Raw genomic sequence first — 15,490 nt, forward strand, 5'->3', positions numbered from 1 at the left:
CCCATGGTTGGTAAAGTTTATTTAGTGGGTGCAGGATTAGGCAGTCTCGACACGCTCACCCTACGGGCTTATACTCTCCTGAAACAGGCTGATGTCGTTATTTATGATGCGCTAGTCGATCCTCGTTTATTTGCCGAAGTGCGATCGCACTGTTTGCTCCTCGATATGGGAAAACGGGGAGGTAAACCCAGTGCCTCCCAAAATAGCATTAATCAAGCGCTAATCTATTACTGTCAACAGGGAAACCAAGTGGTACGCCTCAAAAGTGGTGACCCCCTGATTTTTGGTCGTAGTGGTTCGGAACTGCAAGCGCTAATGGAGCAAAATTGCCCAGTAGAAATTGTTCCCGGACTTTCTTCTGCCATTGCTGCGCCGACTTTAGCGGGTATTGCGCTCACCGATCCGATTTTAAGTCAAGGCTTTACGGTTGTCACTGCTCACGATCCAAGTCTTTTAAATTGGGCAGTTTTAGCGCAGATGGAAACCCTTGCAATCCTGATGGGAACCCGTCAACTTGCGGAGATCATCTGTCAACTTAGTAACCAAGGTAAACATCCAGATACCCCAATTGCAATTATCCGTTGGGCGGGATTTCCAGAGCAACAGATTTGGCAAGGCAGATTACGAAATATTATGGAACTGACGGCAGGTCAAAGCTTGTCCCCAGCAGTGATTATTATAGGAAAAGTCGTTGAAGCGCGATCGCATTACTCTGTTGATTCTATGTCCCTATCCCAGCACACTATTTTAGTCACCCGTTCGGCAGGTCAATCGAGTCAATTTACGCAACTGTTACAACAACAGGGAGCTAGAGTGATTGAAATGCCCGCCTTAGAGATTGTAGCACCTTCGAGTTGGGAAGGGTTAGATAGGGCGATCGCCAATTTATCCACCTTTAACTGGCTTATCCTCACCTCCAGTAACGCCGTTGACTACTTCTTTCAACGTCTCCAGCACCATCACCTCGACAGTCGCGCCCTTGCGGGAATTAAAATCGCCGTAGTTGGCAAAAAAACCGCCACCAGCTTACGCCAACAAGGACTCGAACCCGATTATATTCCCCCCAACTTTATCGCCGATGCCCTAGTGGAGCATTTTCCCGAACCCTTATCTGGAAAAAGCCTCCTCTTTCCCCGCGTCGAAACGGGAGGGCGAGAAGTCCTCGTTCAAGAATGCACTGCTCAAGGCGCTCGTGTAACGGAAGTTGCCGCCTATCAATCCCAATGTCCTCAAACCATTCCCCCAGAAGCGTTAAACACCCTCCAAAATCAACAAATCACGGTGATTACCTTCGCCAGTTCCAAAACCGTTAAAAACACCGTTCAAATGCTCAATCAAACCGGTGAAATTTCCCTCAATTCCGTTTGTATCGCCTCTATCGGTCCCCAAACCTCCAAAACCTGTCAAGATCTCCTAGGGCGCGTCGATATTGAAGCCAAAGAATATACTTTAGACGGATTGACCGAGGCGATCGTAAAATGGGCAAAGCATTAACCCTGTGACAAACGTATTTATAGATAACAGAAAAATTGATCATCTATTTAATTATCAGATTGCACCAGATAACCACAACAGTCCTCAGGCTATTCAAAATGTACAACAGCTACAGAGACTTGGTTTTTATGATAATCTAGAAAGTAGAGAAATCGTTGAACACCATCTCGATCAAGTAGTTCAAGAGAACTCCAATATAATTGATGATCGGGAAAACCAGTATGGTAAGTTTGAAGATAGAGAATCTTTACTATCCGGGCCTTCAGGAAAATTTGTCAAAATAATGAGTTCATGGCAAGTTATGCCAGATAGAACTCGCAGATTGGTCAGCGCCAAACTGTTTGGAGGATAAAAACATGAAAACAATTGAACTCAAGAACCATTTTGATGAACTAGACTTCTTAGAGTTTTTCTTAGTAGAACCCAAAGTTGCTCATCCTGAAGATGGCTATTGGTGTTATGAAGTTTCTGATAGTGTTGGTTCGACATTAAAATTTGGTATCGATATTATTCAATCCTCTGTCCAAATCGAGATCAAAAAGTCGGATGCTATCCTTACATTATTAAGCTTTGAAGCCATTGAAAAAATTGAAATAGATGGATCTGGGAAAAAACTCAGCTTTTGTTTGCCAACCGAGAAATCCAATATCAAAACTCAGATTAAAGTTGAAATTAGTCCCCAAATAAAAGTGTTTGGACATTCATTGAAAATCCAGTGAACTGGAAAATTAAAAGATGAAATTACCTGAAGTTTTACTCAAGGATATTCACCAGGCAGTCGATCGCATCGAACAAGCTCATTCTCAAACTTCTGGCCGCAGTTTACTCGTTGCCATTAGCGGTATTGACGGCTCAGGAAAAGGTGTAATCAGCAACGAAATCGTCAGTGTTTTGAAAACCCGAAACCTCAACGTTGCCTTGATTGGACTCGATGTTTGGCATCATCCCCAAAGTATCCGATTTAGTTCAGACAATCCAGCCCAACATTTTTACGATCATGCGTTTCGTTGGCAGGAACTGTTTAACTCCTTGATTCTGCCCCTGAAGCAGAACCAATCAATTGACTTGCAAGCAAAATCCCTAGATCTAAAAACCGATCGATTTTACGACGATACTTATGAGTTCAAAGATATAGATATCATCCTCTTTGAAGGGATTTTTATCTTCAAGAAACCCTGGATTGATGAATACGATCTGAAGATTTGGGTCGATTGTAGTTTTGAGACTGCCTTGAACCGAGCCTTATCCAGAGGACAAGAAGGTTTAGGAGAAGAAGAAACGATTCGCGATTTTCAAACCATCTATTTTCCAGCTCAGAGGATTCATTTTGAGCGAGATAATCCGACAGCATCGGCTTCATTGATTATCAATAATGATTTGAAAAGAAAATCCTATGAGTTCCCAACCTGAAAAACAAAATGTTAACTCTCTACCACTCCCGAATTCTCCATTGAGTACCCTAGATATTCTCAAAGAATCTGGATTGATCGGTTGCATTAGTGCAGAGCCAAAAATTTCTACTCATTATAAATTTGCTCTACAAGAAGAATTAGACTCGAAATATGATCGATTTATCAGATAAGCTAGAAGCCTTAACCAATGTTTTTGATTTAGACATTCCCGATGAAATAAATCCAGATTCTATTCGGCTTATAAATCTAAAGGACCGCAATACCGGAATTATTTTTAAATACATACCTGGCGGTGAATTTGTGATGGGCTTGACTGAAGAGCAAGAAGTAGAAGCCGGAAAAATCTATGATTATTTACCATTTGATAGTTCTAAAATGAGACCATGTACTAAAGTTAAAATAGAACCTTTCTTAGTATCAGAAACTCCTCTACTCAATGGCATTGCCAAAGAAATACTTGGACAAGAGTCAATAGAAGAAGAGAATCTTTACTATCCTGCTTTCTTGAGCAGACAAGACTGTGAAAGAGTGACCTCATATTTGAATTGTCGATTGCCATCTGAGGCTGAGTGGGAGTATGTTTGCCGTGGGGGAACCAATACGCTCTTTGTCTTTGGAAACCAAGTTTTAGAATACCAGGAAATGGAAAAGTGGTTACTTTGGGATTTTTCCAACCTTAAGATACATTACGCTAATCCATTTGGCTTATATGGGATTTTTGTTGGGGAATGGTGTCAAGATCGATATAGAGAAAATTATGACATTAAAAATCCTCCAGAAGATGATGTTTATGTCATTCGAGGAGGTGGAGCTATATTTTGGCCTTGGCAAGACCAAGAATGGATTTGGTGTATGTCAGCAATTAGGATGAGTTCAAAAGGTCTGTTGGAGGACAGAACATGTGCAATGAGACTGGTTTACGACTTGCCCTGAGCTATTTCTCTATGATCGTGCGTTTAATAGCTCTTGCTGTAGGGTGTGTTAGCGACAGCGTAACGCACCTTACAATCTAATTCTTTGCTTAACCCAAGTCAAATATTTTGGATCTTCTTCTGCAAAAATCTCCTGACCCTCTCCCATGTATACTCTAGTAAGTTCATCTAGCGCTCTACGAAAATCACCTAGTTCATATTGTACTTGACCCAATCTCAGATGAATAAATGGATTGCCAATGGCATCAGGGCAATCCATTACATCCTGAAGTATCTTAAGGGATTCAGAATAGTTCTTCATAAGAAAATAAGCATCTCCAATTGCTGTTAAGATCCAAGTTGAGGCTACCCACTCCTCTTTAGGATCGGGAATCATGTGTAATGCTTTATAGTATTGTGATAAGGCAATATCGAATTTTTCTTCATCCGCATATCGATCGCCTGAATCACATAATTCAACGATTTGAGCATAAATTTCTGGTTCTAGCTCTTTCATAAAATTTTCACTCTTATTTATAAAAGAAGGCGATCGGTAAATCTGATACTTATTGACCCCTTATTTTGGAATTAAACTCAATTTGAACCACAAGACGGCGGCAAGAGGAGTGTAAATGTGACACACTAGAGGATATTATTCTTCAAAGACCCTATCACCACAAGCGACTTTATGACTCTTGTAATTCAAGCGCCGATCGCCAACGACCTATCCGTTAGAACCTATCACGCCACCAAACATCGGTTTGATGAAAGCTGGGAAGTGATGCTATCGAGTCTCCTGGGATGGGGACGCGCAGCAGGTGCAGACTTTATCGAATTCTTCCTAGAGCGGATCAACTATATCAGTTGTATGGGCGAAGACGATACGATTACCAGTATTTCCCCGCGCTTGTCTACCGGTGCAGGGGTGCGGGTATTTCGCGGCAAAGCAGATTGTTATGTAAGTACCAACGATTTATCGTTTACGGGACTCAAAGCGGCTCTAGAAAAAGGATTGCTCATTCTCGGCTTTAACCTCCCTTCTGCCAACTCCTATATTCCCGAAGTGAACCTCGAACCCCTGCGCGACTATGCCAGTACCAAGGGGAAAGAACTGTGGTTAGACGACTGTAGCCCCATGCAAGAGATGGGAGATATTCTATTACAAGCAAGCGATCGCCTCAACCAAAAAGCCTCCCATATCCAATCTCGTCGCGCTGTCTATTTCCGCGACTGGCAAGAAGTTCTCGTCGCTGCCAGTGATGGCACCTTTGCCCGCGATATTCGCTTAACTCAGTCCGTTGGTTGTAATCTCCTCTGTGCCGATGGCAGCCATCGCACCTCCATCGGGCAACGGTTGGGTAGTACCAGTCAGCCTGATTTTTTACGAAATTGGGACAGTGAAAATACGGCTACCGATTTGGCTGAAGCGGCTGGAAAAATGCTCTATGCTGACTATGTAGAATCGGGAAATTATCCGATTGTAATGGCGAATCAATTTGGTGGCGTAATTTTCCACGAAGCGTGCGGTCACCTGTTAGAAACCACGCAAATTGAGCGGAAAACCACCCCCTTTATGGATAAGAAAGGGGAAAAAATTGCCCATGAAAATCTCACCGCTTGGGATGAAGGACGCTCAGAAGGAGAGTTTGGCACGATTGACATGGATGATGAAGGAATGCCCACTCAGAAAACGCTTTTAATTGAAAATGGCATCCTGAAAAACTTTATCTCCGATCGCGCCGGTTCCATGCGGACGGGACATCCTAGAACCGGAAGTGGTCGCCGCCAGTCCTACACCTATGCCGCTGCTTCCCGGATGCGGAATACCTACATTGCCCCAGGAGCCTATTCTTTAGATGACATTTTTTCCTCCATTGATAAGGGCATTTATTGTAAGAAAATGGGCGGCGGTAGCGTCGGGCCAACCGGTGAATTTAACTTTGCCGTTGATGAAGCCTATTTAATTGAAAAAGGCAAAGTTACCAAACCCTTAAAAGGCGCAACCTTAATCGGGGAAGCCAAGGAAATTATGCACAAAATTTCCATGAGTTCCCAAGATTTGGGATTAGCGGCTGGATTCTGTGGTTCCGTCAGTGGCAGTGTTTATGTTACCGTCGGCCAACCCCATATTAAGGTGGATTCTATCACCGTCGGCGGGCGATCGTAGAGTGCTTCGCGCTAGGGAATAGGGAATAGGGAATAGAAAAAACCTGGTTTTCCCTATTATTCATTACTCATTACTCATTACTCATTTCCAATGGTACAAACAATCGATTCTTTAACCACCTCTGCAAAAGAAAGTGCCGAAAAACTAGGCATTCAAAAGTTTGATATTTATGGTTCTGCTGTCGAAGAAACCAGTGTTCAAGTCGATAACGGTGAACCAGATCAGGTGAAAGCCTCCCAGCGTTCGAGTATTTCCGTCAGGGTATGGAATGAAGAAAATCGCATGGGAATTACCAGCACTACCGAACTCGATCCAGAGGGGCTAGAATTAGCTCTGAAAACCGCCTATGAAGCCAGTTTTTTCGGCATGAAAGAGCATGTGCCTGACTTTAGTCCAGAAGCGACTGCACCCTTGGAAAGCCAGGTGGATAAAGTGCCTCAAGCCTCGGTAGCGACGTTGATTGAAAAGTTAGTGGACGTAGAGAAACAATTGCTCGACTCCCATGAGGCGATCGCCGGAGTTCCCTATAATGGATTGGCACAACGGGATATTGAGCGCTTTTATCTCAACAGTGATGGCGCGGCTCGCTATGAAGGGGGTTCCTATGCCTCTATTTATCTGTACACCAAAACGGAACAGGAAGGCAAAAAACCGCGCAGCGCTGGTTCAGTAAAATTTAGCCCAGGGTTCGAGAAACTAGATATCGAAGGCTGCTTAAAAGAAGCCACCGAAAAAACCATCAGTCACCTGAATTATCAGAAAGTGAAATCGGGGAAATATTTGGTGGTGTTTTCACCCGTGGCATTTCTAAGTCTGTTGGATTCCTTTACCAATATCTTTAATGCCCAAAATATTTTGGATCGTCAAAGTTTATCCACTCCCGAATCTTTAGGCATACTAATTGCTTCTCCCCTACTCTCGTTTTGTGATGATGCTTTGCATCCCGAAAATATTGCCAAAACTACATTTGACGGCGAAGGCACGCCCACGCGCCGAGTGCCCATTATCACTGAGGGCGTATTAACCAACTTCTTACACAGTGCAGGAACTGCTAAACGCCTCAATGCTCAGCCCACAGGACATGCCAATATTGGTGCAAAAGTCACGGTTGGTCCCCACTATTATCATGTTTTTCCGGGACAAAAGGGCGATCGCACCCTGAGCCTCGACTCAGCCGAAAACGTGATTTTCATCGACGAACTGAACGCCCTCCATGCCGGAGTTCAATCCTTACAAGGGTCATTTTCTCTACCTTTTGACGGTTGGTTAGTCAATAAAGGCGAGAAGATTTCCATCGATTCTGCCACCGTAGCTGGTGATATTTTAGAAGTGCTAAAATCCATCGTCTATGTGGAACCCGAACCGGAAATTACCCCCGATGGCGTTTGTCCCCGCATCTGGATTGAAGGATTATCCATCACCGGAGAATAGGAGAATAAATGGATAATTAATTGTAGGGGCAGGTTCACTCAATATTTTCCAATTCCCACCAATAACTCTTGTGAACCTGCCCAATTGAAGGGTTATCGATCGCCAGAGAATAGGAGAAATTTATGAACATTAAGTTAGTAGAATCTTTAGCCCACGTCGTCGAATCTCTATCGCCCGAAGAGCGATCGCTCTTAGAAGAGAAGCTAAAAGCACACCAAGAGCAAGCCTTAGCCGAGGGGCAAGAGCGTCCTTTTTATGAAACCGCTACTCCAGCAGAAAGAGCGAAAGCTTTTCGGGAGTGGGCTGAGAGTCACCCGCGCAATCAGCCCTATTTATCCGATGAAGCTATTAGCCGAGAAAGCATTTACGGAGACAGAGGTTAATGTCATTTTTGATTGATACTAACATTCTGTTGCGGAGTGCTGACCCTAACCATCCCATGCACGCCGATGCGGTAAGAGCGACAAATATTCTGCTCGATCAAGGAGAATATGTTTGTATCATTGCCCAAAATTTAATCGAGTTTTGGAATGTTTACACCCGCCCTGCGGCTCGGAATGGATTGGGGCATACCCCAGCCGAAGCCGCCGCAGAAGTGAATCGGTTAAAAGGAATTTTTTCCCTATTACCTGATACCCTGGCAATTTATACTGAGTGGGAACGGTTGGTGCGAACGTATGAAGTTAGGGGCGTTAATGTCCACGATGCAAGGTTAGTGGCGGCGATGGTGGTGCATGGATTGACGCATATCTTGACTTTTAATACCAGGGATTTTGCCCGGTATGCAGAAGTGACAGTAGTCCAGCCGATGGAGATGCGATCGCCCCCTGCTGAGTAGGGACTTGATCCCCAGTAGGAGTAATACCAGCCCGGTGAATCAGTCAATAATACCTTTTGCCTAGCGCCGACCGCCATAACTCTTTAGATCGATTTTATATTCAACCAGGGCAAATCATGCTTATATAGAGTCACATCTGTTGAGGAGAATGCGATGGATAGAGTTAGCATCAATGCCCTAGGTCGTTTTCGCCAAAGCGCGATCGCCACTCTTTTGGGAACCGCAGCCAGTGCAGCCAGTATCGTCTGTTTCGCTCCTACTGCCCAGGCTGCTGATACGATCATTTTCAAATATAAATCGGAGCAAATCACCCTTGAAGTTCGTGAACTGAGAGACTTTGCCCGCACCGGTGAGATTCCCTCTGACTTACGGCGCTTCTTAGACGATACAGATCAAGTGCCATCGGAAGTCCAAGATGTCCTTAATTTATCGATTCGGGTGAATCCTAACTTCTTCCGAGACCTGATCAACACCTCCACAGGGGAATTTGTGGTTCTGAAATTAGATGAGGCAATCGCCTCATCTGCCAGTCGCCAAGACTTAGACGCAGTTAAAAATACTCTCCTAGAAGCGGTAGAAGACGATGGGGAACTCTCCATTATCGGCTTACTCGAACGTTATCCCATCGAAACGATTACCGTAGATCTGACCAATTTAGAGCCGGTTTATTTACAAGCGAAAGCCCTGGTCGAGCGCATTATTCCTGCTTTAGAAGTGGCCAAACGCTTCCTTCAGGATATCGTCTGTGAATGCGAAGAAACCAGTAATCTGCCCACAACTGAGGGACTTTCTGCTTCTGCGTCCTCCAGCAATAGCTGCAAACCTAGCACCTATACGGCAGAAGTCACAGAAGAAGGTATCGTCATTAAAGATATTGCCGATGACTCCATTGTGTTAGAGTCAGTCAGCTTTACAAACCTTTCTCGTCTCAGCGCCAGCGTTGAGTAATCTGGTTGATTAGTTTTGAGACTCAATGCTTATGTCTACAGTTATACAGTCCATTCAACAACAGGTTTCTCAGTGGATGGCTCGCGCCTGTCCCCTAGTGTGCGCGGGTGTGGCGAGTCTGTGTTTAGGTAGTTCAGCCGCTCTCGGTGCTGAACGGGTAGTGTTGAAGTATGGCCCCGTTTCTCGGTCAGTTCCTGTTGAAGATCTAGTTGAGTTTGTGGAAACGGGAGAGGAATCCCCGATTATTCGATTTATTCTGGATGTGTCCAATGCCGATCCAGAGCAGATACGCGAGTTATTAACGTATAACATAGGGGTTAATGTATTATTCGTGGATCGGGTATTTTACTCCTTACCCGGAGAGTATGTACTCTTTGAATTAGGCTTTTTATTTAGTACCCGGTCAGGAAAAGCCAATATTCAAGCCTTGCGCTCTGCAATTACCCTATCTGCCAGTGATGATGGCCAGATTTCTCTGTTAGAGTTCTTGCAAAACTATCCCACGGAAGGTCTCTATGTGGATGGACAGCGAGTGCAACGAGTGGCCAATGATGCGATCGCTTTTGTGGAGCGCATTGGGGTAAGGTTAGAGTTACCGATCGCCATTGTCAAGGATTTTCTCAGTAGCGTTGTCTGCGACTGCGAAGAATTCGAGAGTCCCTGAACCATCATTATGAGACGTCTTGCAGAAATCAGGGAATAGGGAATAGGGGTAAGAATGCAGGATTACTCCATTGCCATTTATTTTCTGCACAATTATGCAAGAGGTCTATTCATTATTTCGGCTTGGGATGAAACACCCAGTTTCTTAAAACAGAAGCCGGGTTTCTGGTAGATTCATTGAGTCTGGACAAGATAATGGATATCACGCAAAGGCAGTTGATCAAAACACTGGCTTTTGTCGGTGGAATAGGAACCGTTTTGACAATGCAAGGATGCAAAAGTAATCGGCCTACGTTTGACTTTGATGTTGTGACGGTTAATGCCACTCCCCGACTTCTACAAGAAGTCTAATTTTGTGCCTCAAAGTCATCTTCTCGCAATTTTGCTGTTCCATCAGCTTGTAAGACCCAAAGTTCCTTATGAATAACACCACTAGCTTTATTCATTTTCCATTGGGAAGTTAGTATTGCACTGGTTTCATCAACGATGTCGATTTTGGGTTCGATATATTCCACATCAGAAAACCCATCTTCAATGAGCTTTTGCCAAAATTGTTGGATTTCTTCGCGACCTGTAAATGTACCAAATGGTCTGGCATACATCACTGCTGTTTCCTCATATTCATTAGCACAGCCTGCGGCCTTCCCTGAATTAAACGATGATTGCCACCGTTTACTGGCTTCATTGACTATTTTAAGGAGATTTTCTTCATCCATATCCTATTCACTCACTCTTAGTTAATTTGCTACCATATAACGGTCAGTTCAGTTTTGTACGACCGATTCATTCTCTTGAATATCACAGATTTTATTTCCTGTCAATAATTTTCAGAAGCCCTAATCAGCGATACCCAGGTATTGTGTTACTAGACCTCTGGCATAGGTCAGCAGAAAATGAATAGTAATGCAGTAATCATATATTCTTATAATTATTACCTCTTGCCTTGTGCCTTGTGCCTGACTTCTGCAAGAAGTCTCGTGACTCCCCTTGACCAGTAAGTTACAGTGTTAACTTGTTCCCCTTAAATTACCCATTACCCATGACATTAAGCTTGTGCATTATTGTTAAAAATGAAGAGCAGAATCTTCCCGCTTGTCTGAAAAGTGTGAAAGATGTGGTCGATCAAATGGTGGTGTTGGATACCGGATCGAGCGATCGCACCGTAGACATCGCCAAGCAATGGGGGGCACAGGTTGAATACTTTGAATGGTGCAATGATTTTGCGATCGCCCGCAATGAGTCCCTCAAATATGCACAGGGAGACTGGATTTTAGTCTTAGATGCCGACGAACACTTGAATCCCAGCGCAATTAACCCCCTAAAACAGGCCATAACCTCTGAAGAGCATTTAGTCATTAACCTAATTCGTCATGAAATTGGAGCCACTCAATCTCCCTATTCTCTGGTTTCTCGTCTGTTTCGCAATCATCCCCAAGTGCAATTTACCCGCCCCTATCATGCGATTGTGGATGATTCCGTCGAAGCACTGTTAAAAACAGAACCCCATTGGAAAATTGGAAATTTACCCACGATTGCGATCGATCATTATGGCTATCAACCGAGTATTATCGCCGCTCAAAATAAGGCAGAGCGGGCAAAACTCGCCATGGAAGCCTATTTAAACGAACACCCGCGAGACCCCTACACTTGCAGCAAATTAGGCGCACTCTACAGCCAAATGGGAGAGGTAAAACGGGGAATTGAAGTATTGAAAAGTGCCCTTTCTCAGGAAACCACCAATTTAGTCCGCTTTGAACTCTATTATCATTTGGCACTAGCCTACACTCGCCTGGAAAATATTCCCAAAGCTATCAAGTATTATCAACAGGCGATCGCCCTAGATATTTTCCCCCCCTTAAAACTGGGTGCTTATAATAACTTGGGAAACTTGCTCCAGGCTCAAGGAAACCTGGGGAATGCCCTCTTAATGTACCAGAAAACCGTAGAAATCGATCCCACATTTGCGAAGGGTTATTTTAACCGAGGGATGGCATTTAAGACTTTAGGTAAACTCGACAGTGCGATCGCTGCCTATCGCAAAGCTATACAGTATAATAGCCAATATGCCCAAGCCTATCAGAACCTGGGAGTTGCCTATCTCAAAGGTGGAAACGTTTCTGAAAGCTTAAAAGCATTTAAAGAAGCGATCGCTCTTTACAAAGGCATCAATCCCAAAGAGGGGGAGAGACTTCAACAAGAACTCGCCACCATGGGATTTACAGACCTGTAATCGTGCAATCCGAAGCATCGGAAATCACTCGGAATCCTTTTTTGCTCGCAATTCTTAATCAGAAATCATCTAAAAATACCTATTCTGGCCATGAGTTGCCCTCACGACCATGTTAGAATTAAAGCCTAATTTGGAGATCAATCGCCGTCAATTTCTGATATTAACCCGTTTGTTTTCGACATCAATCGGTATGTCAATCGCCGTATCGAGTTGCGATCGCCTATTGAATCCCCGAGCCTCCCAAGCATCAGACAATCATCTGGTTAACATTGGCTACATTCCCATTACGGACGCGGCTCCATTACTAGCTGCCTACGACAAAGGCTTTTATCGTTCCGAAGGTCTCGAAGTCTCCCCTCCCCAACAGTATTACTCTTGGGATGCCATCTCTCAAGCCTTCATCAACCGAGAGGTGAACGTTGTTCACTTATTAATGCCCACAACAGTGTGGATACGCTACGGTCTCAACGTTCCCGGAAAAGTCGTTGCTTGGAACCATACGAACGGTTCGGCGATTACCGTCTTGCCCAACATCGATCACCCAAGTCAGTTAGGCGGGCAAACCATTGCCATTCCCTCTTGGTACTCTATCCACAATATTGTCCTGCAACTTCTCTTGCGCCAATATGGTTTAGAACCCATCGTGCAACCGACGGATATAAACTTGCAATCCAACCAAGTACAGTTGGCAGTATTATCCCCTCTAGATATGCTTTCTGCCCTCTCTAAGGGTGATATTTCTGGGTATATTATTGCCGAACCCTACAACTTGGCGGCGGAGACAACAGGAGCTGGCAAGCTCTTACGCCTTACTGGAGATATTTGGAAAGATCATGCCTGCTGTGTGGTTTTTATGCATGAAGATGACATTCGCGATCGCCCTGAATGGACACAAAAAGTGGTTAATGCTATTGTGAAATCACAACAATGGTCTCGGTCAAATCGTTTAGAACTGGCGCATCTTCTTTCTCTCGACGGAAGTAAATATATGCCCTATCCTGTATCCGTTCTAGAACAAGTCTTGACCTCCTACGATAGCGATTACTACACTCGCACAGGAGCGATGATTCATCCGGAGTGGCGATCACAGCGTATCGATTTTCAACCTTATCCCTTTCCCTCGTATACGCGATCGTTGGTCGAGCAGCTCAAAAAAACATTGATTCAAGATAACATTTCTTTTCTAGAACAATTGTCTGCTGATTTTGTTGTCGAAGATCTCGTCGATGATTCTTTCGTTAAGCAAGCCTTAATGAAAGTAGGCGGACCACAAGTCTTTGGTCTATCTTTAGATTTATCTCGTACTGAAGAAGTCCATATTTAAATAGCAACCCATAATGGATAGGTTTAGGTTACTGAAAAATTACATTCAGTCAAAATTCAGTTCTATATGGCGAACTATTGCTATTGAGCATTTGCTTCGCTACAGCTTGATTACATTAGTAACCCTTAATTTAGTCATTGTTGGAGTGATTGCCATCGAATTGACTCGACAAACTCAGGAACAACGAATTAGCGAGCTACAAGAAGAACGCTCCCTATCTCTAGCCAATAAAGTCAGAAGTCGATTAGACGATTTACAAAAAGAATTAAGCTATCTGCAAAAAATACGCAGTTTAACCGAGATCGATCCAACCATTCAACATCGTCTCTTGGAAGGGTTGACACGGCAAAATGATGCCTATGAAATGATCGCTATTATTAATGAAAATGGTAATGTATTAACCGCAATTGCACCCTATTCATCAGCTGATCCGATCGATCTTGTCCGATCTTCGATCGCTAATCAGCAAATGACTACAGCAATACAAGAACAAACGCTATATTCTCAGCACATTACATTTGATGAAGACTTGCGTGTTCCTGTCATGACCTTAGTGCTTCCCTTGCAAAATCTTCATGGACAACCTCAAGGCATTTTATTTGCAACGATTAATCTCAATTTTCTGAGTTTTATTCTTGCACAAGTCCAGATTGGACAAACAGGTTATGTTTATATTCTGGACGAATACAATCGAGTGATAGTCGAAAAGCTGACAGCAGAGGACGCTTACAAAGAAATGAATTTAGCTCCTCTCAATAACCCGTCCTTAATTACAATATTGAATACAAAAATAGCCGGTTCTGTTAATATTTATCAAGGGTTGCGTAACCTCCCTGTATTTGGAAGTAGTGCTTTTATTTATGGTGTAAATTGGCGTGTGATTGTTGAATTACCCACCTCGGAAGTCTATGCTCCCCTGCGTCGTTTAGTCATAGTGATCTTGCTGGTACTCGTTCTGGCCATCTTCATTTCTACTTTGTTAAGCATTAAAATTGCTCAAATTCTCGTCTCTCCTCTAGAAATACTAACTCAGGCAGCTAATGAGATTAGTAATGGAAACTTTTCTACTCGATTAACTTTCAAGCAAGATAATGAATGGGGAGTCTTGGCAAATGCTTTTAATTCAATGAATGATGAGATCCAGTCCTCTTTCCAAAAAATGGAAGTTAAAAATGCAGAACTTTCGGATACATTATCCAAACTGCAAAATACTCAAATACAACTTGTTCACAATGAGAAAATGTCCAGTCTTGGCCAATTAGTGGCTGGGATTGCCCATGAGATCAACAATCCTATTAATTTTATTTATGGAAATCTGATTTATACAGAGAGCTATGCAGAAAACTTGCTAGATGCAATTGAAACTTATGAATCTGTTTATCCAGATCCCGATAGAAAAATTGCAGAGAAACTAGAAGAGATTGATATTGATTTTATCAAGAAAGATTTTCCTAAACTCCTAAAGTCTATTAAAATGGGGTCTAATCGTGTCCGTGATATTGTTGATTCCCTCCGCAATTTTTCCCGTCTTGATGAAGCAAATATGAAGGAGTCTAATATTCATGAAGGAATTGATAATACCCTGGTTATTCTACAAAATCAGACAAAAGATAATGGTGATCAAAAAGCCATTGAAATTATCAAGATTTATGAGGATTTACCCTTGATTGAATGTTATCCTGCACAGCTCAATCAAGTCTTTATGAATCTCCTGAATAATGCGATTGATGCTCTAGAACCATTCCGTCATTCAGGAACTGATCGATTGCCTCAAATTTCAATTTCTACATCCCAGGAAGAACGGGGAAATATTGTCATTCGTATTGCTGATAATGGTTCTGGGATTCCTGATGAGATAAAACAACGGATTTTTGACCCGTTTTTTACAACTAAACCGATTGGGCAAGGCACGGGATTGGGGTTATCCATCAGCTATCAAATTATTACCCAAACCCATAACGGAACGCTCAAATGCGATTCAAATGTAGGTGAAGGCACAGAATTTAAAATTATTATACCCGATCGCATCGTACAGGTGGGTGAGAACATAGGCTAAGAAATCAACATGAATA

At 43.2% G+C, this 15,490-nt stretch carries 18 protein-coding genes; 16 read left to right on the forward strand and 2 right to left on the reverse strand.

Annotation, left to right across the window (positions count from 1 at the left end; translation table 11 throughout):
• The first annotated feature begins 3 nt into the window (after positions 1-3).
• The 6 genes from cobA to J7529_RS18265 are packed head-to-tail and all read left to right on the forward strand — an operon-like array spanning position 4 to position 3,839.
• The gene (gene cobA, locus J7529_RS18240) at positions 4-1,494 is read left to right on the forward strand and encodes a uroporphyrinogen-III C-methyltransferase (RefSeq protein WP_318730160.1); all 1,491 of its coding nucleotides are present in this window, start codon (positions 4-6) and stop codon (positions 1,492-1,494) included.
• A gap of 4 nt (positions 1,495-1,498) precedes the next feature.
• The gene (locus J7529_RS18245; protein ID WP_271936598.1) at positions 1,499-1,846 is read left to right on the forward strand and encodes a hypothetical protein; all 348 of its coding nucleotides are present in this window, start codon (positions 1,499-1,501) and stop codon (positions 1,844-1,846) included.
• 4 nt (positions 1,847-1,850) lie between these two features.
• Complete coding sequence (locus tag J7529_RS18250) at positions 1,851-2,213, forward strand: hypothetical protein (protein ID WP_271936600.1); 363 nt, start codon at positions 1,851-1,853, stop codon at positions 2,211-2,213.
• A gap of 16 nt (positions 2,214-2,229) precedes the next feature.
• Positions 2,230-2,904, forward strand: a complete 675-nt coding sequence (locus J7529_RS18255; RefSeq protein WP_318730161.1) for a hypothetical protein — start codon at positions 2,230-2,232, stop codon at positions 2,902-2,904.
• Positions 2,888-3,076, forward strand: a complete 189-nt coding sequence (locus tag J7529_RS18260; protein WP_271936604.1) for a hypothetical protein — start codon at positions 2,888-2,890, stop codon at positions 3,074-3,076. The genes J7529_RS18255 and J7529_RS18260 overlap by 17 nt, the downstream gene beginning before the upstream one ends.
• On the forward strand, positions 3,057-3,839 hold the full coding sequence (locus J7529_RS18265) for a formylglycine-generating enzyme family protein (protein WP_318730162.1): 783 nt from the start codon (positions 3,057-3,059) through the stop codon (positions 3,837-3,839). Before J7529_RS18260 ends, J7529_RS18265 begins: the two co-directional genes overlap by 20 nt.
• A gap of 69 nt (positions 3,840-3,908) precedes the next feature.
• On the opposite strand, the gene J7529_RS18270 is transcribed toward J7529_RS18265, so the two are convergent.
• The gene (locus J7529_RS18270) at positions 3,909-4,334 is read right to left on the reverse strand and encodes a tetratricopeptide repeat protein (protein ID WP_318730163.1); all 426 of its coding nucleotides are present in this window, start codon (positions 4,332-4,334) and stop codon (positions 3,909-3,911) included.
• Between the two features lie 171 nt (positions 4,335-4,505).
• Here J7529_RS18270 and J7529_RS18275 point away from each other — a divergent pair, with 171 nt between their 5' ends.
• The 7 genes from J7529_RS18275 (at position 4,506) to J7529_RS18305 (ending at position 10,215) form a co-directional block, all read left to right on the forward strand.
• Positions 4,506-5,984, forward strand: coding sequence for a TldD/PmbA family protein (locus tag J7529_RS18275; protein WP_318730164.1), 1,479 nt, complete (start codon positions 4,506-4,508; stop codon positions 5,982-5,984).
• A 90-nt stretch (positions 5,985-6,074) separates the two neighbouring features.
• Positions 6,075-7,415: a TldD/PmbA family protein gene (locus tag J7529_RS18280; protein WP_318730165.1), complete on the forward strand. Its 1,341-nt coding sequence runs from the start codon at positions 6,075-6,077 to the stop codon at positions 7,413-7,415.
• 122 nt (positions 7,416-7,537) lie between these two features.
• Positions 7,538-7,798, forward strand: a complete 261-nt coding sequence (locus tag J7529_RS18285) for a hypothetical protein (RefSeq protein WP_318730166.1) — start codon at positions 7,538-7,540, stop codon at positions 7,796-7,798.
• A complete protein-coding gene (locus J7529_RS18290) occupies positions 7,798-8,253 on the forward strand; it encodes a type II toxin-antitoxin system VapC family toxin (RefSeq protein WP_318730167.1) in 456 nt (151 codons plus the stop codon). The genes J7529_RS18285 and J7529_RS18290 overlap by 1 nt, the downstream gene beginning before the upstream one ends.
• A gap of 153 nt (positions 8,254-8,406) precedes the next feature.
• On the forward strand, positions 8,407-9,201 hold the full coding sequence (locus J7529_RS18295) for an alpha/beta hydrolase (RefSeq protein WP_318730168.1): 795 nt from the start codon (positions 8,407-8,409) through the stop codon (positions 9,199-9,201).
• A 31-nt stretch (positions 9,202-9,232) separates the two neighbouring features.
• Positions 9,233-9,865 carry an alpha/beta hydrolase gene (locus J7529_RS18300; RefSeq protein WP_271936617.1) on the forward strand — a complete coding sequence of 211 codons (633 nt, stop codon included), beginning with the start codon at positions 9,233-9,235 and terminating at the stop codon, positions 9,863-9,865.
• Positions 9,866-10,059: 194 nt separating this feature from the next.
• Complete coding sequence (locus tag J7529_RS18305) at positions 10,060-10,215, forward strand: hypothetical protein (RefSeq protein WP_318730169.1); 156 nt, start codon at positions 10,060-10,062, stop codon at positions 10,213-10,215.
• Here the strand turns inward: J7529_RS18305 and J7529_RS18310 are convergent.
• Positions 10,212-10,580 carry a hypothetical protein gene (locus J7529_RS18310; RefSeq protein ID WP_318730170.1) on the reverse strand — a complete coding sequence of 123 codons (369 nt, stop codon included), beginning with the start codon at positions 10,578-10,580 and terminating at the stop codon, positions 10,212-10,214. The two genes, J7529_RS18305 and J7529_RS18310, sit on opposite strands and share 4 nt — an antisense overlap.
• A gap of 323 nt (positions 10,581-10,903) precedes the next feature.
• Here J7529_RS18310 and J7529_RS18315 point away from each other — a divergent pair, with 323 nt between their 5' ends.
• From J7529_RS18315 to J7529_RS18325, 3 genes are all read left to right on the forward strand, one after another.
• The gene (locus J7529_RS18315; RefSeq protein WP_318730171.1) at positions 10,904-12,094 is read left to right on the forward strand and encodes a tetratricopeptide repeat protein; all 1,191 of its coding nucleotides are present in this window, start codon (positions 10,904-10,906) and stop codon (positions 12,092-12,094) included.
• Positions 12,095-12,203: 109 nt separating this feature from the next.
• Positions 12,204-13,418: an ABC transporter substrate-binding protein gene (locus J7529_RS18320; RefSeq protein ID WP_318730172.1), complete on the forward strand. Its 1,215-nt coding sequence runs from the start codon at positions 12,204-12,206 to the stop codon at positions 13,416-13,418.
• 13 nt (positions 13,419-13,431) lie between these two features.
• Positions 13,432-15,474 carry an ATP-binding protein gene (locus J7529_RS18325; protein ID WP_318730173.1) on the forward strand — a complete coding sequence of 681 codons (2,043 nt, stop codon included), beginning with the start codon at positions 13,432-13,434 and terminating at the stop codon, positions 15,472-15,474.
• Positions 15,475-15,490 lie beyond the last annotated feature (16 nt).

It is taken from the genome of Roseofilum sp. Guam (assembly GCF_017746735.1).
In the GTDB taxonomy this organism is placed as follows: Bacteria; Cyanobacteriota; Cyanobacteriia; order Cyanobacteriales; family Desertifilaceae; genus Roseofilum; species Roseofilum reptotaenium.

Bases quoted from the DNA above. Each gene is read 5' to 3' on its own strand.
- cobA (WP_318730160.1), top strand. From the start codon at position 4: ATGGTTGGTAAAGTTTATTTAGTGGGTGCAGGATTAGGCAGTCTCGAC.
- J7529_RS18250 (WP_271936600.1), top strand. From the start codon at position 1,851: ATGAAAACAATTGAACTCAAGAACCATTTTGATGAACTAGACTTCTTA.
- J7529_RS18255 (WP_318730161.1), top strand. From the start codon at position 2,230: ATGAAATTACCTGAAGTTTTACTCAAGGATATTCACCAGGCAGTCGAT.
- J7529_RS18260 (WP_271936604.1), top strand. From the start codon at position 2,888: ATGAGTTCCCAACCTGAAAAACAAAATGTTAACTCTCTACCACTCCCG.
- J7529_RS18265 (WP_318730162.1), top strand. From the start codon at position 3,057: ATGATCGATTTATCAGATAAGCTAGAAGCCTTAACCAATGTTTTTGAT.
- J7529_RS18270 (WP_318730163.1), bottom strand. From the start codon at position 4,334: ATGAAAGAGCTAGAACCAGAAATTTATGCTCAAATCGTTGAATTATGT.
- J7529_RS18275 (WP_318730164.1), top strand. From the start codon at position 4,506: ATGACTCTTGTAATTCAAGCGCCGATCGCCAACGACCTATCCGTTAGA.
- J7529_RS18280 (WP_318730165.1), top strand. From the start codon at position 6,075: ATGGTACAAACAATCGATTCTTTAACCACCTCTGCAAAAGAAAGTGCC.
- J7529_RS18285 (WP_318730166.1), top strand. From the start codon at position 7,538: ATGAACATTAAGTTAGTAGAATCTTTAGCCCACGTCGTCGAATCTCTA.
- J7529_RS18290 (WP_318730167.1), top strand. From the start codon at position 7,798: ATGTCATTTTTGATTGATACTAACATTCTGTTGCGGAGTGCTGACCCT.
- J7529_RS18295 (WP_318730168.1), top strand. From the start codon at position 8,407: ATGGATAGAGTTAGCATCAATGCCCTAGGTCGTTTTCGCCAAAGCGCG.
- J7529_RS18300 (WP_271936617.1), top strand. From the start codon at position 9,233: ATGTCTACAGTTATACAGTCCATTCAACAACAGGTTTCTCAGTGGATG.
- J7529_RS18305 (WP_318730169.1), top strand. From the start codon at position 10,060: ATGGATATCACGCAAAGGCAGTTGATCAAAACACTGGCTTTTGTCGGT.
- J7529_RS18310 (WP_318730170.1), bottom strand. From the start codon at position 10,580: ATGGATGAAGAAAATCTCCTTAAAATAGTCAATGAAGCCAGTAAACGG.
- J7529_RS18315 (WP_318730171.1), top strand. From the start codon at position 10,904: ATGACATTAAGCTTGTGCATTATTGTTAAAAATGAAGAGCAGAATCTT.
- J7529_RS18320 (WP_318730172.1), top strand. From the start codon at position 12,204: ATGTTAGAATTAAAGCCTAATTTGGAGATCAATCGCCGTCAATTTCTG.
- J7529_RS18325 (WP_318730173.1), top strand. From the start codon at position 13,432: ATGGATAGGTTTAGGTTACTGAAAAATTACATTCAGTCAAAATTCAGT.